This is a genomic window from Pseudomonas sp. MIL19 (assembly GCF_028680365.1).
Lineage (GTDB): Bacteria > Pseudomonadota > Gammaproteobacteria > Pseudomonadales > Pseudomonadaceae > Aquipseudomonas > Aquipseudomonas spirodelae.
In genome coordinates this window covers 24,385-43,586 of sequence record NZ_JAPPVG010000020.1, presented here as the reverse complement: position 1 = coordinate 43,586, position 19,202 = coordinate 24,385, and the positions used below count along the sequence as shown (strand labels likewise).

The window sequence follows — 19,202 nt, the reverse complement described above, 5'->3', positions numbered from 1 at the left end:
AACAATGCGCATTAAGCTAGCACGACGAAAGATAACTTTACACCGCCTCGCGCATCAGGACTCCACCAGCGCCAGCGCTTCTTCTACATCGACCGCCACCAGACGCGAACAACCCGGCTCATGCATGGTCACGCCCATCAACTGATCGGCCATTTCCATGGCGATTTTATTATGGGTGATATAGATAAACTGCACGGTTTCTGACATCTCTTTAACCAATCGCGCATAACGCCCTACGTTGGCGTCATCCAATGGCGCATCCACTTCATCGAGCATGCAAAAGGGTGCTGGGTTGAGCTTGAAGATGGCAAACACCAATGCCAATGCAGTCAGCGCCTTCTCACCACCAGACAACAAATGAATGGTGCTGTTCTTCTTGCCCGGCGGCCGCGCCATGATGGTTACACCGGTATCCAGTAAATCTTCGCCCGTCAGTTCCAGATAGGCATTGCCACCCCCGAAAACTTTTGGAAACAGCGCCTGCAGGCCGCCATTTATCTGGTCGAAGGTTTCCTTGAAGCGGTTACGGGTTTCCTTGTCGATCTTGCGTATGACGTTTTCCAGCGTTTCCAGCGCTTCTACCAGATCAGCGTTTTGCGCATCGAGGTAACGTTTGCGTTCAGACTGCTGCTGGTATTCATCGATTGCCGCCAAGTTAATCGGCCCAAGACGTTGAATTCGCGCAGCGAGCCGCTCCAGCTCATCCTCCCAGGCGTTCTCGTTGGCCTCTGCCGGCATACTGGCGAGTACGCCATGCAAGTCGTAATTTTCTTCCAGCAACTGATCCTGCAGCGCCTTGCGTCTTACGGTCAGCGATTGCCAGTCCATACGCTGCTGCTCCAGCTGACCACGCAACAACTGCGACTGCTGCTCGGCCTGGGTGCGGCGCTTTTCCGCGTCACGCAGTTCACGGTCGGCATCTTCTAGAGCCAGGCGTGCCAGTTTGAGCTCGTCTTCAACCGTCATGCGCTTGTCGAGCTGTTCTTCCAGCTTCATGCGCAGTTCTTCCAGCGGCGCTTCGCCCTCCTCCAGATTCAGGTTGAGCTGCTCGCGTTTCTCGTGCAAACGCTCGGCCTGCAGCTCTAGACGCTCCAGGGCCTGACGGGTGGAATCATGCTGGGCTTTCAGCGAACCCAGGCGCACGGCCAGTTGGTGAACGTGGTCCTTGTGCTGACGGGCCTCTTGACGCACACGATCGAGGCGTTCGCGCAAGCTGTCGCGGCTGGCCAGCAGACTTTCGCGCTGCTCATTATCAGTGGCCATGGCATCCAGTGCATCCTGCAGATGCAGGCGCGCCTCACCCAGCTGCTCATGTTCGATTGCACGCTGCTCGGCCAGTTCCAGCAATTCGCTGTCCAGACGACTGCGGCGCAGAACCAGTTGCTCGACCTTGGCCTGCCCGGCAGACAGTTGGGCCTTAAGCTCACCGAGGCGACGAGCCAGGTCCTGGGCCTGGCGGCGCTGCTGTTCACGCTGTTCTTCCTGGCTGCGTTGGCTCTCACGCAAGTGCAACAAACGCTCATCCAGCACGGCCAGCGCGGCTTCACGTTCATCGCGTTCCAAGCTTAATCGTTCGATCTCCTGGCCACGGGCCAGCACGCCGCTTTCCGCTTCACTGGCGCGACGTACGCGCAGGAAATGCCGACCAACCCAATAACCGTCACGGCTGATCAGGCTTTCGCCTTCGGCCAAGTTCAGGCGCGCTGCCAGTGCATCATCCAGGCTCTGCACGGGTTTAACCTTGCCCAGCCAAGGCGCCAGGTCGAGGCTGGTTTCAACCTTATCGAGCAAACTACCCGCCACTCGCGCGCCGCCCTTGCTGGGGCTGGCCAGGCGTAAATCGCCTTGGGTCAGGTCGGAAAAATCCAGGCCCTGAAAGTCATCCAGCAGCACAGCCTGCAGATCGGCACCCAGTACGGTTTCCACCGCCAGTTCCCAGCCGGCCTCAACCCGCAAGCCCTCAGCCAGGCGCGGGCGCTCGCTCAGCTGCTGTTCGCGCAGCCATTCGCTGGTGCCTTTACCGGGATCCAGCGCGGCTTGCTGCAGTGCTTCCAACGAAGCAAGGCGACCATTCAGGCGCTGAAGCTCACCTTGCGCTTGCTGCTGAGCCTGGCCGCTGTGCTGCAAATCATTGCGCAGCTGCTGAAGACGCTCGGCCTGCTGCTCTTCTTCCAGCTGCAGGTCTTCCAGGCTGATTTCGCCGGCGGCGATCTGCTCGCCCAGTTCGATAATCGCCGCATCTTCCGGGTCGGCCGCCAGTTGCTGAAGCTCATCGCTGAGACGCCGCTGACGCTCAGCCAGGCGCTCCAGGCTCTGCTCTAACTGGGCGATGCGTGATTGCTGCACCTCGGCTTGTCGCCGTGGTTCGGCGCTGCGCTGGTTGAAGCCGTCCCACTGTTCCTGCCAGCCGTGCATCGCCGTTTCGGACTCTTCCAGCATGGCAGCAGACTCTTCGGCAGCCGCGGTGCTCAGTTCCTGCTCGGGCAGCAGCATTTCCAGCTCTTCGGCGAGCGTTGCCAGCAAAGTGCGGTCATGACCCAGATGCGACTCAGTTTCTAGGCGCGAACGCTCGGCTTCGTTGAGGTCGTCCTGCAACTGGCGCAACCGTTGCTGGCCGTGCTGGATGCTCTGCTCAATGCGCGCGATATCGCCGCCGATCGAATAAAAACGCCCCTGTACCAGGTTAAATCGCTCGCTCAGCTCGTGATGGCCATCGCGCAGGCGTTCAATGCTGGCGTCGGCGTTGCGCTGCTCGGCCACTAGCGCTTCGAAGCTGATTTCCTGATTGCTGATTACCGCCTCACGGCTACCGACCTGCTCATTCAGAGCCTGCCAGCGCAGCGCCGTGAGCTGGGCTTTGAGCTGACGCTCTTCGGCCTTGTATTCCTGGTACTTCTCGGCTGACTGGGCCTGGCGGTGCAGACGATCGAGCTGACGCTCCAGTTCTTCACGCAGGTCGGTCAGGCGCGCCAGGTTTTCATGGGTGCGGCGGATGCGGTTCTCGGTCTCGCGGCGGCGCTCCTTGTACTTGGAGATGCCGGCGGCTTCTTCAATAAAGTTGCGTAGGTCTTCCGGCTTGGCTTCGATCAGCTTACTGATCATGCCCTGCTCGATAATCGAGTAGCTGCGCGGGCCCAGGCCGGTACCGAGGAAGATGTCGGTAATGTCGCGACGACGGCACTTGGTGCCGTTGAGGAAATAGGTGTTCTGGCTGTCGCGGGTCACCCGACGACGGATGGAAATTTCGTTATAGCCAGCGTATTCGCCCGTCAAGGTGCCATCCGAGTTATCGAAGACCAGCTCGATGGAGGCCTGGGTCACGGGCTTACGGGTATTCGAGCCATTGAAGATGACGTCGGTCATCGACTCGCCACGCAGGTTCTTCGCCGAGCTTTCGCCCATCACCCAACGTACGGCGTCGATAATGTTAGATTTGCCACAACCATTGGGCCCCACCACCGCTGCCATATTGCTGGGAAAAGTCACCGTGGTTGGATCAACGAAGGATTTAAACCCCGCGAGCTTGATGCACTTGAGCCGCATGAAGCGCTTCCCTTAGGCCTCGGCCAGTGCAGCCAGCACCAGCTGGCAATTGTGCTCACCATAACCCAGCAAGACTTCGCGAATGGCCTGGTGATCACGGGCAATAATCGCCTGCAACAGGGCCGCAAAGGTATTGAGGAACTGAGCCATTTCACCTTTGCGCCGCTCCAGCGCCAGGTGGTAGGTGCGGCTGATAGCGGGTAGCAGGTTCTCCACGGTTTCCTGCAGATAAGGGTTATTGGAGAACGGGAACGCGGCACGCATGATGTCGAAGCTGCTTTCGACAAAGCCGTGGATGTCCTCGCGCTGCAAGCTGTCCTGCAAGCGCTGCTGAATCACCAAGAAAGGCGCAAGGTCCGCTTCTACCTGCCAGCTATCCGCCACAGCCTTGCCCAGCAGGATGTACAACTCCATTACCAAGGCATACAGGCTTTTAACATTGTGCGGGGTCAGCTCAGCAACCTGGGCACCACGGCGCGGCGGGATCACGATCAGGTGACGACGCTCAAGAATCAGCAGCGCTTCACGCACCGATCCCCGGCTGACGTTTAGCGCCTGGGTGACTTTCTGTTCCTGAATCCGCTCACGTGCCTTTAGCTCACCACGAATGATGCGCTCCGCAAGGTGATGGGCAATCTGCTCAGCGAGGCTATCCGGTGCCTTGAACGTCATGATGATCCTTAGGCTCTATCTGGCCTAATCAGGGGCAAACGAAGGTGACATAAAGCGGCTTGAGCCCTCGCCAGGCTTGGCTTAGGCGTTGCAACGCAGGGCACGAGTGTAACACAGGGCGTTACCGGGCAAAGGCTGCCTGAATAGCGCTTTCAGCGCAAAAAAGTGGGCTGATAAAATAGCCATATCAATTAATTGTCCTACAATCGAACAATGAAAGTAATCCACAATAAAAATAGGTAACCACCATGTTCGAACGCCTGCCCTCCAACTGGATGCTCACGATAAAAAGTATCGGCTATTGGTTCTGGTTGATCCCTGTATTGGGCATCCCCATGAGTTATCACGCGTCATTGCGCGGCGAGTACAGCAACGCCTGGCCATGGCTGGTGGTACTGGTGGTATTCGGGGTTATTCCAGTGCTGGATTTTATTATTGGGCGCGACTCGGCCAATCCCGATGAAGCGGTACAAGTACCGCATATGGAACAGCAGGGTTACTACCGCCTGCTGAACCTGGCCGCGGTACCTGCCCTACTCGGCATGCTTGCCTGGGCGGGCTGGGTGTTCGTTAACAATGAGACATGGAACTGGATCGGCCAACTGGGCTGGGTGCTGTCGGTCGGCACGGTCACTGGCTCAATTGGCATCACCGTGGCCCATGAGTTGATTCACAAGGACCCGCCACCGGAGCAGAACGCTGGCGGCCTGTTGCTGGCAGCCGTCTGCTACGGCGGCTTCAAGATCGAGCATGTGCGCGGCCATCACGTGCATGTTTCCACCCCGGAAGATGCCAGTTCTTCACGCTATGGCCAAAGCCTCTACGCGTTTTTACCGCGCGCCTATCTGCACAATTTTTTGAATGCCTGGAAACTTGAGGCAGAACGCTTGAAACGCAAAGGTTTGCCCGCCCTGCATTGGCGTAATGAATTGATTGGCTGGTATGCACTGAGCGCGTTGTTTCTGCTGGGTTTCACCCTGGCACTCGGCTGGCTCGGCGCGTTGTTCTTCATCGCGCAATCGCTGATCGCCTTTACCCTGCTGGAAATCGTCAACTACGTGGAGCATTACGGCCTGCACCGACGTAAGCTGGATAATGGCCGTTATGAGCGCACCAACCCAACGCATTCATGGAACAGTAATTTCCTGCTGACCAATCTGTTTCTCTTCCATCTACAGCGCCACTCCGATCATCACGCCTATGCCAAACGTCGCTATCAGGTATTGCGCCACTTCGCAGACAGCCCGCAACTGCCTAATGGCTATGCCGGGATGATCGTTCTGGCGCTATTCCCGCCGCTGTGGCGCACGGTAATGGATCCGCGCGTACGCGCTTACTACGCGGGAGAGGAACATCAGCTGAGCGACTCACAACTGACGCGCTCATGAGCACTGTGATTGGAGCAATAAAGGCGGGCTTACCGGGATGAGCTGATTGCTTCGCGGCCCGGCCCGGCTAAAAGCCGGGCCGGGCAAGATCAGATAGGCGGCAAGTCAGCGCTGCGAGGCAATCGCCTTCTCGACAGCGGCCAGCAGCGCCGGATCATCCGGCGTGGTACTGCTGGGGAAGCTGGCGACAACCTTGCCCTGAGCATCCACAACATATTTGGAGAAATTCCAGCGTGGAGCCTGGCTTTGTGCGGCCAGTTCTTTGAACAGCGGCACCGCAGCACTGCCGGTAACAGGCTGGGTTTCGCTCATCGGGAACGTCACACCGTAATTGACGTAGCAGACCTTGGCCGTCTCTTCGCTGCTGTCGGCCTCTTGGCGAAAATCATCGGAGGGCACACCGAGCACCTGCAAGCCTTGCGCTTTGTAGCGCTGATACAGCGCTTCAAGGCCTTTAAACTGTGGCGTAAAGCCACAGAAACTGGCGGTATTGACCACCAAAAGCGGCTTGCCAGCGAAGGTGGCACAAAGGTCTATGCGCTCCTGGCTGCGCAATTTCTGCAGATCGCCCTGTAATAAAGCCGGACATTCAGCCGCCTGCGCTGCGCCCATCCACGTGCCTAACATGAGCAAAATAACCAGGGAATAACGCCGCATCAGGATCACCTTGATTGAATAGACACACGCCAAACGCGTCTTAGCAAACCCCAAGACCGAGCTGCAAAAACGCCAGGCCACTTTGCAACCAGCCCCACCAGGCCAGGCCTAGGAGCAACATGCCGCCCATTACCAGCGCAGTATTCAAGCCATAGTCTGTGTTCATACCTTCGCCTCCTGTTGTTGCAAGCGTGCCACCGGTTGCTCACGTACTGGCCAATTCAGTGCAGCGGCCAGCAGGCTGAGCAGTATCGCAATCTGCCAAACCAGATCATAGCTGCCCGTATGGTCATACAGATAGCCGCCCATCCAGCCACCGAGAAATGCCCCCAGCTGATGGAACAGGAACACGATACCGCCGAGCATCGAAAGGTTACGTACCCCAAACAGGGTGGCCACGGTGCCATTGGTCAACGGCACCGTTGAAAGCCATAGCAGCCCCATGGCCACCCCGAAGGCGTAGGCACTCCATACGCTTAGCGGCGTCAGGATAAAAGCCAAAATCACGATGGCGCGGGCCAGGTACAAGGCGCTAAGCAAACGCGGCTTGGACATCCGCCCACCCAGCAGGCCGGCAATATAGGTACCAAAAATATTGAACAAGCCCACCAAGGCCAGCACCGTGGTGCCCACCAGCGCCGGCAGATGCTGATCGACCAGATAGGCCGGCAGGTGCACGCCAATAAACACCACCTGAAATCCGCAGACAAAAAAGCCCAACGCCAACAGCCAGAAGCCCGAGTGCGCGCACGCCTCGCGCAGCGCTTCGCCTAAAGTCTGCTCCGGCCCGGTAGACGCTAACGGGGTGTCTTTGAGCATGGCGGCCAACGGAATGATCAACGCAACCAGCAGCCCCAACACCATCAGCGCGACCGACCAGCCCAACCAGCTGATTAGGCCCAGGGTGCCGGGGAGCATGGCAAACTGGCCGAACGAGCCGGCTGCTGCGGCCAGCCCCATGGCCATGCTGCGTTTTTCCATCGGTACCGCGCGGCCTACCGCGCCGAGAATCACCGAGAACGAGGTGCCAGACAAACCGATACCAATCAGCACACCAGCACTCAGCGACAGGCTCACCGCGGAGTCGGCAAGGCCCATAAAACCCAAGCCAATGGCATACAGAATCCCGCCCACAATCACCGTACTGCGGGCGCCGAAACGGTCGGCCAAGGCACCGGTAAACGGCTGGGTCAGCCCCCAGATGAGGTTCTGCAAGGCGATGGCGAAGGCGAATACCTCGCGCCCCCAACCGAACTCGGCACTCATCGGCGGCAAGAACAGACCAAAGCCATGACGAATACCCAGTGACAGGGCCAGGATCAGTGATGCGCCCAGCAGAATCCAGAAACTGCCGCGCCCGATTGTCTTCATAACCTGTCCCTTGTGATGACCGCTGATTGATCACGACCCGCTAGATTGAGCCTCGGCTAAACACCTAGCAAGCCGACTATCGGCTAATCGCGAGCAGTTTAAATGACCGCCGCTGCTCAGCCACAATGCCCTAGGGCTTAAAAAGCCAAGGCCACCAGCACCGCGCATTCGGCCAGCTCTAGCAGCGCTCCAGCGGTATCCCCGGTCGTGCCGCCCAGACGCTTGAGCATCACGCTGCGTAGCCAGAGGAAAACCAATCCGGCCATCAGCAAGGCGAGCACCGCAGGCCAGCCCAGCAGCAACATGCCCAGACCATGAGCAGCCAATACCCAGGGCAGTTGCTGACGCGGCAGATGTTCAGCCAACGCTTGGCCCAATCCACCCGCCCGTACATAGGGCGTTGTGAGAAACAGCAGCGGCAACAGCGCACGTGCCAGCCACGGCACCAACAGCACCAGTAACCCGTTGTCGTGCTCCAGCAAGGCCACCAGCGCGGCAAACTTGAGCAAGAGCAGCAGCACCAGAACCACCACGGCAATCGGTCCGCTGCGCGGGTCTTTCATAATGCTCAGGGTGCGCTCTTTATCGCCAAAGCCGCCGACCCAGGCATCGGCGCTGTCAGCCAGGCCATCCAGATGCAGCCCACCGCTGATGCCGACCCACAACGCCAGCAAGAGCGCCGCCTGCAGCAACACACTGGTATCAGCCAGCAAGTGTTGAGCAGCGAGCAGCAGCAGGCCGATCAACAGCCCCACCAGCGGATAGAACAGCAGCGATCGGCCACTCTGCTCGGCTGTCGGCATACCGGCCAACGTCACTGGCAAGCGCGTGAGAAACTGCAGGGCGATCCACCAGGGCGTCATGCCAACTCCCGCAGTTCGCCCTGCTCATCCAAGCTCAGTTGAAAACGCTCAGCGTGGCCCACCACGACCTGCAACAGATCTTTGCGCGGCAAACCCCGCGCCCGCGCCAGCAACAGGCGCATTACGCCACCATGGGTAACCAGCAATAACCGCTCGCCAGCATGACGTACCTGCAAGCGCTGCAACGCGCTCAGTACGCGTGCTTCAAATACCAGCAGTGGCTCCCCCTCAGGCGGGGTGAAGGCATAGGGATCGTTCCAGAAGCGACCTAACTCATCGGCGCTGGTTTGCATCAAATCGGCCGTGCTGCAGCCTTCCCAGGCGCCAAAATGCAGCTCTTGCAGGTCAGGCTCCAGGCTCAACGGCACACCCTGTTGCGCGGCCAGTTCTTCGGCAAACCGCGCACAACGCTGCAAGGGCGAGCTGATCAGTCGGTCCCAGCGGCTGCCGTCGGCGACGGCCGTGCGCAGTTGCGCCCATCCGGTAGCGGTCAGCGCATCGTCCAGGCTGCCACGCAGGCCGCCACCCAGTTCGGTTTCACCGTGCCGCAATAACTCCAGATACACCGTCATAGCGGCCGATCGGCCACGGCCGCCTCGGCAAAAGTAGCCATATCGTTGTGCAGGCTGCAGGCCAATCGCAGCAGCGGCACAGCCAGGGCCGCGCCACTGCCCTCACCCAGGCGCAGGCCAAGACCGAGTAAAGGCTCAGCTTGTAGCGCTTGCAGCACCCGCTGGTGGCCGGGCTCGGCGCCGCTGTGGGCAAACAGCAGCCAATCACGGCAAGCCGGATTCAGGCGCACGGCCAACAAGGCTGCGACGCTGCAGATGAAACCGTCTACCAGCGCAGTGATGCCCTGCTGCGCACAGGCGATATAGGCTCCCGTGAGGGCCGCAATCTCAAACCCACCGAGGCGTTGCAGGATCTCGAAAGGCTCACTAAGCGAGGGTCGATGCAACGCCAGTGCACTTTCGATCACCTCGGCTTTGCGCACTACACCTGCGCTGTCGAGGCCGGTACCCGGGCCGGCCAGCTTCAACGCTGAGCACTCCAGCAGCACACTGGCCATCGCCGTGGCTGAGGTGGTATTGCCGATGCCCATCTCGCCGCCGATAAACAGCTGGCTGCCCGCGTCTTTAGCCTGCCGCACGCTGGACCGCCCAACATCCAAGGCAAGGCGTAACTGGTCAGCGGTCATTGCCGAGCCGCGCGCGAAATTCTCGGTACCTGGGCCAATCGGCAAATGGCGTACGCCTGGCAGCGGCTGCAGTGGCACGGCGAGGCCAAGGTCGAGCACCTCCAGCGTCGCGCCCAGCTGCTTGGCTAATACGCTGATCGCCGCGCCACCATTGACGAAGTTATGCAGCATCTGCCCGGTAACGGCCTGGGGATAGGCCGACACACCTTCGGCCACCACGCCGTGATCGCCGGCAAAAATACTGATCGATAACTGCTCAACTTGCGGCCGCTGGCTGCCCTGCATAGCGGCCAGGGCAATGGCCAATTGTTCCAGCTGTCCGAGCGAGCCCGCCGGCTTGGTCAGTTGCTGCTGGCGCGCTTGCGCCTGGCTGCGCGCAGTCATATCCAGGGCCTGACACCCTTGTAGCCACCATTGCTCACTCATAGTGCTTGTCCTTTCAAAACCATCGGCAAACCCGCCACGCTAAACACCACCCGCTCGCAACGCTCGGCCAGGGCCTGGTGCAGCCATCCCGCCTCGTCGACATAGCGGCGGGTCAGCTCACCCAGTGGCACGACCCCCAAGCCTGTTTCATTACTGACGAAAATAACCCGCCCTGGCAGGCCGACCAGACACTCAAGCAGCGCATCGCGCTCGACATACAGGCGCGCGGGGTCGTCCAGCATTAATAGATTGGTCAGCCACAGGGTCAGGCAATCGACCAGTAAGCATTTATCTGCCCCCGCCTGTTCACACAGCACCCGCGCCAGGTTCAGCGGCTCTTCCACCAATCCCCAGGCGGCCGGGCGACGCTCGCGATGATGTTCGATACGCGCATTCATTTCACCATCCAGCGCCTGACTGGTGGCGATATAGATCACCCCAAGACCAGACTCGCGTGCCAGCTTCTCGGCCAGGCGACTCTTGCCAGAGCGGGCACCGCCCAAAATCAGTTCAAGCATGTCGATTACCCTTTAATTCTGTAGGTGGCGCAGGACTTGTCGGAGGGGCCGGGCGGCGATCCGCTTTAGCCGCGAAACACACCGAGCTAAACCCTCGCGGCTAAAGCCCCTCCCACGCAAACCTCTTTCACCAACGCGCGTCATAGGCCACATAGTGTTCGCAGCCGCTCGACATCCAGATGCGCATCAACCAGATCGGCCAAACGCTCGATATCACGCTCGCGCAAGGCGTGGTAGTCCACGTGTTGCACCTCGCGTAACCCAGCCCAACGCAACAGCGCGCTGCACGCTTCAGTGCGTTCAAACAACCCATGTAGATAGGTGCCCAGCACCTGGCCATCGGCGCTCATGCCGCCGTCACTGCGGCCATCATCCAGGCGCACGGCCGCATTCAGGCCGGCACCGGTGCTGACGCCCGCATGAATTTCATAGCCACTTACCGGGGCATCCTCCAGGCACAGCTGGCCGTGCACATTGCGCAGCTGTTTTTCGGCTTCCAGTACCGTGCTGAAATCCAGCAAGCCCAGCCCTGCGCTGGATCCTGCGGCACCTTCCAGCCCTTGCGGATCGTCGATCTGCATACCGAGCATCTGCAAGCCGCCACAAATGCCGAGCACCTTGCCGCCATAGCGCAGGTGTTTGTTGATCGCCGCCGGCCAGCCCTGCTCACGCAGGAATGCCAGGTCGGCGCGCACGCTTTTCGAGCCGGGAAGGATGATCAGATCGGCGGAGGGAATCACCTGGCCGGGACCGACAAAGGTCAGCTCAACCTGAGGATGCAGGCGCAACGGGTCGAAATCGGTGTGGTTACTGATGCGCGGCAACACCGGGATCACCACTTTCAGCACCTCGGCCGCCTTGGCGCTCTGGCGAATATCGATGGCGTCCTCAGCTTCCAGATGGAAATCCATCAGGTAGGGCAATACCCCAAGTACCGGCTTGCCGGTGCGCTGCTCCAGCCAGTCCAGGCCCGGTTGTAACAGCGCGATATCGCCGCGAAAGCGGTTAATCACGAAGCCCTGCACCCGCGCCTGCTCGCTCTCCGAGAGTAACGCCAGGGTGCCAACCAGGTGGGCAAATACGCCGCCCTTGTCGATATCGGCAATCAGAATCACCGGGCAATCCACCGCTTCGGCAAAGCCCATATTGGCAATATCGCCGGCGCGCAGGTTGATCTCGGCCGGCGAACCGGCGCCCTCCACCATCACCACTGGATAGGCCGCGCTCAAACGTTGGTGCGACTGCAACACCGCCTGCATCGCCACTTTTTTGTAATCGTGATAGGCCACGGCATCCATGCTGCTCAGGGCGCGACCGTGAATAATCACCTGCGCACCGATGTCACTATTGGGCTTGAGCAGCACCGGGTTCATATCGGTATGCGGCGCCAAACCAGCGGCTTGGGCCTGCACGGCTTGGGCGCGGCCGATTTCGCCACCGTCAGCGGTCACTGCACTGTTCAGCGCCATGTTCTGTGGTTTAAACGGCACCACCGCCACGCCCTGGCGTTTAAGCCAGCGGCACAGTGCGGTCACTAGAGTGCTCTTGCCCGCATCGGAGGTGGTGCCCTGCACCATCAAAGTCGTCATGTGCGTTCTCCGCTAAAGACGGCAAGTGCCTGCTGCAGACGCTGCCAACCGGCTTCATCAGGCGGCAAGCCAAAGCGCAGGCTGAGCGGCGTGCTAAACAGCCGCGTGAGAATGCCGCGGGCGGCGAGAAACCCATGCCACTCGGCCGCCTGCGGCGTACAACAAAACTGGAACAACGCGCAGCCGCCGCTGGGTGACAGCCCTTGGGCGCTCAGCAGTGTGGCTAGCCGCTGGCCATCGGCGAGCAAACGCTCCCGCTGCTGGCGCTGCGCGGCTTGATCTTGCAGCAGCGCAGTCGCTACTACCCGACTCGGCCCACTGATCGTCCAAGGCCCGAGCAGTTCAGCCAACTGCAGCAATACGCTTGGCTGGGCCAGCACAAAGCCCAGGCGAATTCCGGCCAGGCCAAAAAACTTGCCGAATGAGCGCAGCACGATCAGCCCCGGGCGCTGGCTAAAGGTCGCCAAGCTGAACTCGGGCGTGCAATCAATAAACGCCTCATCCACCACCAGCCAGCCGCCGCGCTCGGCCAGGCGGGCGTGCCAGTCCAGCAGCTGCTGAGGCTCGAAACGACGCCCCGTGGGGTTATTCGGATTGACCAACAACAGCACATCCAGACGTGCCAGCGCACCCTCGATAGCGCCCTCGCTGATTTCTAGCAGCTGATGCCCCTCACGCTGCCAGGCCGCAGCGTGCTCGGCGTAGGCCGGCGAAACGATGCCGACCGTGGCATTGCGCAGCAGCCGCGGCAACGCCTGAATCGCGGCCTGGGAACCCGCCACCGGCAGCAGGTTGCTCACCCCGTAGTAATCACGAGCAGCGATTTCCAGATCATCCTGCGGCTCGGGCAGGCGCGCCCAGGCGCTGGCAGGAATCATCGGCAGCGGCCAAGCATAGGGCGCGATACCGGTGGACAGGTCCAGCCAATCCGCCAGAGCAATGCCATAGCGCTGCGAGGCCTCACGCAAGCGGCCACCATGCTCAAGCATAAACAGCCCCCCACAACAGCAGCAGCGCCAGCCATAGCAACACACCGCCATTGACCAGGTTAAGGGCGCGTTCGATATCACGCGCTTTGGGTGCAGGCCCTGCGCCCAGATCAGGGCGCACATGCAGTTCGCCGTGATATTCCGCTGCGCCACCCAGGCTAACGCCCAGTGCCCCTGCCCCAGCCGCCATCACCGGGCCGGCATTCGGGCTGTCCCACTGCGGCGCTTGGGTGCGCCAGCAGCGCAGCGCCAACGCGGTTCGCCCGAGCAATGCATAGGTCAACGCGACCAGCCTCGCCGGAAGGTAGTTGAGCACGTCGTCAATCTTCGCTGCGGCCCAGCCGAAACGCTCGAAGCGCTCGTTGCGATAGCCCCACATGGCATCCAGGGTATTGCTCAGGCGATACAGCACCACGCCCGGCGCGCCGGCAACCACAAACCAGAACAGTGCGGCGAATACCGCGTCGCTACCATTTTCCAGCACCGATTCGGTACCCGCGCGGGCCACCCCCGTGGTATCCAGCGCGGCGGTATTACGGCTGACCATATAACCGACACGCTCGCGCGCCAGAGCCAGGTCCCCCAAACGCAGAGCCTGCGCCACCGGTCTGGCATGTTCACCCAGGCTTTTCAGGCCCAGCGCGGCATACAGCGCAAGAATTTCCAGTGCCCAACCCAGCCCGCTGATCTGGCTCAGCAGCCAGGTCAGCAGGGTTAGCGGCAACACCGCCAGGCACCAGGCGCTAACCCCATGGCTGCGCCAACCGCCGCCTGCCGGGTTGAAGCGCTGCTCAATGCGCTCAGCCAACTGCCCGAACGCCACCAGCGGGTGCCAGCCCTTGGACTCGCCAAAAACCGCGTCCAGGGCGACCCCTGCGCAGGTGCTAAGCACCACACTCATGGCGTGCCCCAGTGATTTTCAAACAGCAGCTCACTCAGCGGGCGCGGCTTTGCCCACCCCTCCTGAACCAGCATCGGCGCGTCATAGAAGGCGTGCACCGGGCCCAGGCACAACACCGCCAGCGGCTTACTGCCCGCTGGCATGCCTAGTAGATCGGCCAGTGCCTGGGGTTCGAATAGCGAGACCCAGCCCATGCCTAAACCTTCAGCGCGCGCAGCCAGCCATAGGTTCTGAATCGCGCAGGCCAAGGAGGCCTGATCCATTTCCGGCAAGGTGCGCCGACCAAATACGTGAGCCTCGCGGCCGTCCATCAGCGCCACCACCAGCAGCTCGGCGCAGTCGCGAATACCCTCGACCTTAAGCCGCATAAACGCATCGCTGCGCTCGCCCAGCGCCTCGGCCGTGCGCACCCGCTCCTCTTCCACCAGGCCGTGAATCGATTCACGTAACGCCGGCTGGGTGATGCGGATAAACCGCCAGGGCTGCATTAAACCAACGCTGGGCGCTTGGTGCGCGGCCTCAAGCAAACGCGCGAGCAGCTCAGGAGCCACTTCGCCGCCGCTGAAATGACGCATATCACGGCGCTCGGCAATGGCGCGGTAGACCGCTGCGCGCTCCTCAGGGCTGAAGGCGTGCTCACTCATGCTGGCGCTCCGGGGCTGAATAATGCTGCCGCTGCAGCCGGGTCGGACGGCAGATAAAAGTGGATATACGACGCCGTCAGCCGACCCTGACGATAGACCGCCTCGGCGGTGCGTTTATAGTTCGGGCACTCGCCACGGGTCAGCGGTTGCAGTTCACTGCTCAGGGCTGAGTAGTGGAAACTGTGACCGCGCAACAGGCCTTCCGGCAGTTCGGCTTGCTGCAAGGCCATGGCGGTCATGCGTGGTTGCAACGTCGCCTCGCCGCTTAGCAAGCCGAGCATCTGCCCGCTCGCGCCCTGTTTGTCAGTCAGTTTGTCGAGCAGGTAAAGCATGCCGCCGCACTCGGCGTGAATCGGCTTACCCGCCGCATGGTGCGCGCGAATCGACTCAGCCATCGCCTGGTTGCCCTCCAGCTGTGCCAAATGCAGCTCCGGGTAGCCGCCAGGCAGATAAAGGCTGTCGACGTCGGGCAACTGCGCATCGTTCAGCGGCGAGAAGAACTTAAGTTCAGCACCCAGCTCACGCAGCAAATCCAGGTTGGCCTGATAGAGAAAGGCAAAGCCGCTATCACGTGCGACGCCAATACGCACCCCGCTGAGCAATGCCGCAGGCCTTGCCTGCTCAGGTGCGGCGAAGCTGACGGGCGGTGGCAGCGCCGTATCGGCGCTGGCAGCCAAGGCATCGGCGGCGGCATCCAGGCGTGCATCCAGATCAGCCAATTCAGCGGCCTGGACCAAACCCAAATGGCGGCTCGGCAAGCCCACTTCGGCGCTACGCGGCAGTGCACCGTACCAGCGGATCGAGGCCGGCAAGGCATCGCGCAAAATCTCGCCATGGCGCACGCTGCCAACCCGGTTACCCAGCACCCCGGAAAACGGCAGATCCGGTTCGAAGGTCGCCAGGCCGTGAGCCATGGCGCCAAAGGTCTGGGCCATTGCCGAGCCGTCAATCACCGCCAGCACCGGTACGCCGAAATGTCGCGCCAGGTCGGCCGCCGATGGATTGCCATCAAACAGCCCCATCACCCCTTCGATCAGAATCAGATCGGCTTCGCCAGCCGCTTCCCAGAGCAGGCGGCGACTTTCGGCGGCACCGACCATCCACAGATCGAGCTGATACACCGGTGCACCGCTGGCGCGGGCCAGAATCATCGGGTCGAGAAAGTCCGGGCCGCACTTGAACACCCGCACACGCTTGCCCTGGCGCGTATGCAAACGCGCCAACGCCGCTGTCACAGTAGTTTTACCCTGGCCGGAAGCCGGCGCGGCAATCAACAGTGCGGGGCAGGCACGTGCAGCGCAGTCGCTCATTAAAACTCGACTCCCTTCTGCGCTTTGACTCCGGCTTTGAAGGCATGCTTGACCAAGCTCATTTCGGTCACGGTGTCTGCTGCCTCGATCATCCCCGGCAACGCGCCGCGACCGGTCACCACCACATGCTGTAACAGCGGCCGGGCTTCGATATCGGCCAGCACCGCTTCCAGTTCCAGGTAGCCGTATTTCAGCGCGATATTCAGCTCATCGAGCACTACTAGGCCAATGCCCGGATCGTTAAGCAGTTGCACCGCCACCGCCCAGGCCTCGCGGGCCTTGTCGATGTCGCGCTGGCGGTCCTGGGTTTCCCAGGTAAAGCCTTCGCCCATCACGTGGTAGCTGACTTCATCGGGAAAACGCCGGAAGAAGGCTTCCTCACCGGTGCTGGCTGCGCTCTTGATAAATTGCACCACACCCACTTTGATCCCGTGGCCCAGCGCGCGCGCGACCATGCCAAAGGCGCTGCTGCTCTTACCCTTGCCATTGCCGCTGTGCACCAGCAGCAAGCCGTACTCATCCTGGGACTGAGCGATTTTTTCATCGATCAGGGCTTTCTTGCGTTGCATCCGTGCACGGTGCCGCTCGTCACGTTCGATAGACTCAGTCATCACTTGGCTCCCAGGCTAAGGCGCTGGCCAAACAGCGCCAACGAAGCAATATAAAGCGCACTGCCCACCCCGACATAAAACGTCATGTTGGACAAAAAGCGCGGGTAGTATTCGGCGATACGCGGCAGCCAGGCCGCTAGGGTCGGCTCAGGATAACGGCCGGAGAAGAAGTAGAAACCACCGCCGGAAATCAGGTAGCAGACAAAAGCGCTGACCGCGACAACAGCCGCCAACAGCAACAGGCTCTGCAAGGTGTCACGATGCCAGCCGGCATACAGTCGCCCGCCCAGCCACAGGCTGGCGTAAGCCGGCACCAGCATCCAGTAAGCGGGCGACAGGCACCAGTCACTCACCGTACCGCTGGTCATCATAGAGAAGTCCAGGGCACTGGCCAGCACAAACAGGCCAGCAAAAACCCAGCGTGGTCGCAACAGCACGCCGGCCAGGAAAAACACCGCCCAGGAGGCGCTGGGCAGATTGATGCTGGCGAAGTGACTGCCACGCGTCATGGCCAGCAGCAACGCCAGAGCGATGCCCGTCAGCAGCTGAGCACGGGTTGAAAGAATAGGCATGGGTATCTCCTCAGAGCGCTTGGTAGCGCAGGGTCAAGTAAAAGGCGCGGCCAGGTTGTTCGTAGGTCTGCGCCGTTTCGTAGTCACGGTCGAAGAGGTTGCTGACCTTAGCCTGCAGACGCCATTCGCTGTCGATGTGGTACTCGCCACGCAGATCGACCAAGGCATAGCCGGGCAGGCGTGAATCTTCGGTATTGCTGGCGTCGTTAAACCGCTGGCTGGCAGCGAACAACGTGGCACCGACGCCAAACGAGCCGATGCGGCGGTCGGCGTCGATATTGAAAGTGCGCTTGGCTCGACGCGCCAACTGATGCCCATGGTTTTCCTGGCTGCGGTCCTGCGGGTCGAGCAGCGTCAGGGTGGCTGCCAGGTCCCAATTCTCTAGCTGCGTACGCACACTCGACTCGAGGCCGCGAATGCGTGCGGACTCGACGTTCTGTGGACGCATCGGCTTACTGCCGGCCCAAACAATCAGGTCGTCGATCTGGTTTTCAAAAACGCTGAGACGCCATTCACCCCAGCCAGCACCGCCCTGCAGGCCGAGTTCGTAGTTTTCCGACTTTTCCGGTTTAAGGTCGGGGTTACCCGCGGTGGAACCGCTGTTCGGGGTATACAGGTCGTTAAAGGTCGGCGCACGGAAGGCGGTGCCGTAGGCAGCACTCAACGTCAGGCGCTCGCTGAGCTCATAGCTCCAGCCTAGGTTGCCAGTATCGTGCTCGCCGAACTGCTGGTTGTCGTCGCGGCGCAACCCAACGGACACGCCATGTCGACCGAAACGGCCCTGGTACTGAGTGTAATAACCGCGATTGTCGCGGGAGTCCTCAGCATAGGTGTCGGATGTGTCGATGCGGTCCTGCTGGTAATCAAAACCCAGGCTCAACAGTTGCTCGGGCGTCAGGCTAAAGTCGTTCTGCCAAGCAAAGGTGTAGCGCTCGGTGTCGAAGCGCGAGTAAAAACCACCATCACGGAAGTTGTCGGTGCGATCTTCGCTGTGACCGGCCTGCAAGGTCACATCCCAGGGCTCTAAGGGAGTGAAACGGGCACGACCGCCAAGCACCTGTTGCTCTCCATCGGCATAGCTGTAGCGCCCGGTTTTGCCGGAGCTGCTGCGCAGGTCTTGGTCGCTGTGGATGCTCGATTGCATCCAACTGCCGTCCAGTTCCAGACCGTTGACGAAGCGGTAGCCACCACGCAGTGAACCGGCCAGCTGGCGATAGCCATCGGCGTCTGGCTCGTAGGCACCTGCGGCACTAGGTCGGTAAGCGCGGGCATTAATCCCGTCGGTATCTTCGCTGCTCACGCCAAGGTCAAACCAGCCGTTCTGCGAACCACCGGCCAGGCCAGCATTAGCGCTGGAGCTGGAGCGCGTGCCGGTACCCAAAGCCAGGTAAGGTTTGAGCCCCTGCTTTGCGCCGCGCCGGGTGAAAATTTGAATCACCCCGCCAAGCGCCTCGGAACCATACAGACTGGAACGCGGGCCGCGCACCACCTCAATGCGTTCGACCAGCGCCAATGGAATGTCCTGCAGGGCGGCAGCACCAGAGGTGGCGGAACCCACCTTAACCCCGTCAATCAGCACCAATAGTTGCTTCTCGCTGGTACCGCGCAGGTACAACGAGGTGCTTTTGCCGCGGCCGCCGTTGCTAACGATCTGCACGCCAGCCAGACCGCGCAGCATGTCAGGCACGCTCTGTGCCTGGCTGCGCTCGATATCTTCACGGGTAATCACACTGCTCGACGCCACCGAGACCAACGGCGTAGCCGTTCGCGTGGCGGTGACCACCTGCTGAGCGAGGTTGAGGGGTTCTGCTTGTGCAGTTAAAAAAGGACTACAGCCCAGCCATAAAAGAACGGCCGGACGTTTATAAAAGGTGCGAAACAATGCCTGATTCTCCATCGCGCCGCCCGCGCGATACTGCTGAATAAAACATTGGGAGAACAGCATAGGCA

General features: G+C 60.8%; 18 protein-coding genes. 1 reads left to right on the top strand and 17 read right to left on the bottom strand.

Annotated features, from left to right (window positions below; translation table 11 throughout):
• Positions 1-54: 54 nt before the first annotated feature.
• Both smc and N1078_RS13605 read right to left on the bottom strand, forming a co-directional pair.
• Entirely contained in the window at positions 55-3,543 is a 3,489-nt protein-coding gene (gene smc / locus N1078_RS13610; RefSeq protein WP_274088712.1) for a chromosome segregation protein SMC, read from the bottom strand.
• Positions 3,544-3,555: 12 nt separating this feature from the next.
• Entirely contained in the window at positions 3,556-4,215 is a 660-nt protein-coding gene (locus N1078_RS13605; protein ID WP_274088711.1) for a GntR family transcriptional regulator, read from the bottom strand.
• A gap of 248 nt (positions 4,216-4,463) precedes the next feature.
• Here N1078_RS13605 and N1078_RS13600 point away from each other — a divergent pair, with 248 nt between their 5' ends.
• Positions 4,464-5,603 carry an alkane 1-monooxygenase gene (locus N1078_RS13600; protein ID WP_274088710.1) on the top strand — a complete coding sequence of 380 codons (1,140 nt, stop codon included), beginning with the start codon at positions 4,464-4,466 and terminating at the stop codon, positions 5,601-5,603.
• A 105-nt stretch (positions 5,604-5,708) separates the two neighbouring features.
• Here N1078_RS13600 and N1078_RS13595 read toward each other — a convergent pair whose 3' ends face one another.
• The 15 genes from N1078_RS13595 to btuB all read right to left on the bottom strand — a co-directional run bounded on the left by N1078_RS13595 (position 5,709) and on the right by btuB (position 19,149).
• Positions 5,709-6,260 carry a glutathione peroxidase gene (locus N1078_RS13595; RefSeq protein WP_274088709.1) on the bottom strand — a complete coding sequence of 184 codons (552 nt, stop codon included), beginning with the start codon at positions 6,258-6,260 and terminating at the stop codon, positions 5,709-5,711.
• A 40-nt stretch (positions 6,261-6,300) separates the two neighbouring features.
• On the bottom strand, positions 6,301-6,426 hold the full coding sequence (locus N1078_RS13590) for a hypothetical protein (protein ID WP_274088708.1): 126 nt from the start codon (positions 6,424-6,426) through the stop codon (positions 6,301-6,303).
• Complete coding sequence (locus tag N1078_RS13585) at positions 6,423-7,622, bottom strand: MFS transporter (RefSeq protein WP_274088728.1); 1,200 nt, start codon at positions 7,620-7,622, stop codon at positions 6,423-6,425. The genes N1078_RS13590 and N1078_RS13585 overlap by 4 nt, the downstream gene beginning before the upstream one ends.
• Positions 7,623-7,768: 146 nt before the next feature.
• Positions 7,769-8,494 (bottom strand): adenosylcobinamide-GDP ribazoletransferase, encoded by a 726-nt coding sequence (locus N1078_RS13580; RefSeq protein WP_274088707.1) that lies wholly within the window; start codon positions 8,492-8,494, stop codon positions 7,769-7,771.
• Positions 8,491-9,066, bottom strand: coding sequence for an alpha-ribazole phosphatase family protein (cobC, locus tag N1078_RS13575; RefSeq protein WP_274088706.1), 576 nt, complete (start codon positions 9,064-9,066; stop codon positions 8,491-8,493). The genes N1078_RS13580 and cobC overlap by 4 nt, the downstream gene beginning before the upstream one ends.
• Positions 9,063-10,118, bottom strand: a complete 1,056-nt coding sequence (gene cobT / locus N1078_RS13570) for a nicotinate-nucleotide--dimethylbenzimidazole phosphoribosyltransferase (protein WP_274088705.1) — start codon at positions 10,116-10,118, stop codon at positions 9,063-9,065. The genes cobC and cobT overlap by 4 nt, the downstream gene beginning before the upstream one ends.
• Positions 10,115-10,636 (bottom strand): bifunctional adenosylcobinamide kinase/adenosylcobinamide-phosphate guanylyltransferase, encoded by a 522-nt coding sequence (gene cobU, locus N1078_RS13565; protein ID WP_274088704.1) that lies wholly within the window; start codon positions 10,634-10,636, stop codon positions 10,115-10,117. Before cobU ends, cobT begins: the two co-directional genes overlap by 4 nt.
• Before the next feature lie 140 nt (positions 10,637-10,776).
• Entirely contained in the window at positions 10,777-12,225 is a 1,449-nt protein-coding gene (locus N1078_RS13560; protein WP_274088703.1) for a cobyric acid synthase, read from the bottom strand.
• Positions 12,222-13,214 carry a threonine-phosphate decarboxylase CobD gene (gene cobD, locus N1078_RS13555; RefSeq protein WP_274088702.1) on the bottom strand — a complete coding sequence of 331 codons (993 nt, stop codon included), beginning with the start codon at positions 13,212-13,214 and terminating at the stop codon, positions 12,222-12,224. The genes N1078_RS13560 and cobD overlap by 4 nt, the downstream gene beginning before the upstream one ends.
• Positions 13,207-14,115: an adenosylcobinamide-phosphate synthase CbiB gene (gene cbiB / locus N1078_RS13550; protein WP_274088701.1), complete on the bottom strand. Its 909-nt coding sequence runs from the start codon at positions 14,113-14,115 to the stop codon at positions 13,207-13,209. The genes cobD and cbiB overlap by 8 nt, the downstream gene beginning before the upstream one ends.
• On the bottom strand, positions 14,112-14,759 hold the full coding sequence (gene bluB, locus N1078_RS13545; protein ID WP_274088700.1) for a 5,6-dimethylbenzimidazole synthase: 648 nt from the start codon (positions 14,757-14,759) through the stop codon (positions 14,112-14,114). The genes cbiB and bluB overlap by 4 nt, the downstream gene beginning before the upstream one ends.
• The gene (locus N1078_RS13540; RefSeq protein WP_274088699.1) at positions 14,756-16,069 is read right to left on the bottom strand and encodes a cobyrinate a,c-diamide synthase; all 1,314 of its coding nucleotides are present in this window, start codon (positions 16,067-16,069) and stop codon (positions 14,756-14,758) included. Before N1078_RS13540 ends, bluB begins: the two co-directional genes overlap by 4 nt.
• Positions 16,069-16,680, bottom strand: a complete 612-nt coding sequence (gene cobO, locus N1078_RS13535; protein ID WP_274088698.1) for a cob(I)yrinic acid a,c-diamide adenosyltransferase — start codon at positions 16,678-16,680, stop codon at positions 16,069-16,071. The genes N1078_RS13540 and cobO overlap by 1 nt, the downstream gene beginning before the upstream one ends.
• Positions 16,680-17,252 (bottom strand): hypothetical protein, encoded by a 573-nt coding sequence (locus N1078_RS13530; RefSeq protein ID WP_274088697.1) that lies wholly within the window; start codon positions 17,250-17,252, stop codon positions 16,680-16,682. The genes cobO and N1078_RS13530 overlap by 1 nt, the downstream gene beginning before the upstream one ends.
• 10 nt (positions 17,253-17,262) lie before the next feature.
• Complete coding sequence (btuB, locus tag N1078_RS13525; protein WP_411912093.1) at positions 17,263-19,149, bottom strand: TonB-dependent vitamin B12 receptor; 1,887 nt, start codon at positions 19,147-19,149, stop codon at positions 17,263-17,265.
• Positions 19,150-19,202: the final 53 nt, after the last annotated feature.

What these genes read in the sequence shown, in the direction of transcription:
- smc (WP_274088712.1), bottom strand. Translation starts at nt 3,543, where the DNA reads ATGCGGCTCAAGTGCATCAAGCTCGCGGGGTTTAAATCCTTCGTTGAT.
- N1078_RS13605 (WP_274088711.1), bottom strand. Translation starts at nt 4,215, where the DNA reads ATGACGTTCAAGGCACCGGATAGCCTCGCTGAGCAGATTGCCCATCAC.
- N1078_RS13600 (WP_274088710.1), top strand. Translation starts at nt 4,464, where the DNA reads ATGTTCGAACGCCTGCCCTCCAACTGGATGCTCACGATAAAAAGTATC.
- N1078_RS13595 (WP_274088709.1), bottom strand. Translation starts at nt 6,260, where the DNA reads ATGCGGCGTTATTCCCTGGTTATTTTGCTCATGTTAGGCACGTGGATG.
- N1078_RS13590 (WP_274088708.1), bottom strand. Translation starts at nt 6,426, where the DNA reads ATGAACACAGACTATGGCTTGAATACTGCGCTGGTAATGGGCGGCATG.
- N1078_RS13580 (WP_274088707.1), bottom strand. Translation starts at nt 8,494, where the DNA reads ATGACGCCCTGGTGGATCGCCCTGCAGTTTCTCACGCGCTTGCCAGTG.
- cobC (WP_274088706.1), bottom strand. Translation starts at nt 9,066, where the DNA reads ATGACGGTGTATCTGGAGTTATTGCGGCACGGTGAAACCGAACTGGGT.
- cobT (WP_274088705.1), bottom strand. Translation starts at nt 10,118, where the DNA reads ATGAGTGAGCAATGGTGGCTACAAGGGTGTCAGGCCCTGGATATGACT.
- cobU (WP_274088704.1), bottom strand. Translation starts at nt 10,636, where the DNA reads ATGCTTGAACTGATTTTGGGCGGTGCCCGCTCTGGCAAGAGTCGCCTG.
- N1078_RS13560 (WP_274088703.1), bottom strand. Translation starts at nt 12,225, where the DNA reads ATGACGACTTTGATGGTGCAGGGCACCACCTCCGATGCGGGCAAGAGC.
- cobD (WP_274088702.1), bottom strand. Translation starts at nt 13,214, where the DNA reads ATGCTTGAGCATGGTGGCCGCTTGCGTGAGGCCTCGCAGCGCTATGGC.
- cbiB (WP_274088701.1), bottom strand. Translation starts at nt 14,115, where the DNA reads ATGAGTGTGGTGCTTAGCACCTGCGCAGGGGTCGCCCTGGACGCGGTT.
- bluB (WP_274088700.1), bottom strand. Translation starts at nt 14,759, where the DNA reads ATGAGTGAGCACGCCTTCAGCCCTGAGGAGCGCGCAGCGGTCTACCGC.
- N1078_RS13540 (WP_274088699.1), bottom strand. Translation starts at nt 16,069, where the DNA reads ATGAGCGACTGCGCTGCACGTGCCTGCCCCGCACTGTTGATTGCCGCG.
- cobO (WP_274088698.1), bottom strand. Translation starts at nt 16,680, where the DNA reads ATGACTGAGTCTATCGAACGTGACGAGCGGCACCGTGCACGGATGCAA.
- N1078_RS13530 (WP_274088697.1), bottom strand. Translation starts at nt 17,252, where the DNA reads ATGCCTATTCTTTCAACCCGTGCTCAGCTGCTGACGGGCATCGCTCTG.
- btuB (WP_411912093.1), bottom strand. Translation starts at nt 19,149, where the DNA reads ATGGAGAATCAGGCATTGTTTCGCACCTTTTATAAACGTCCGGCCGTT.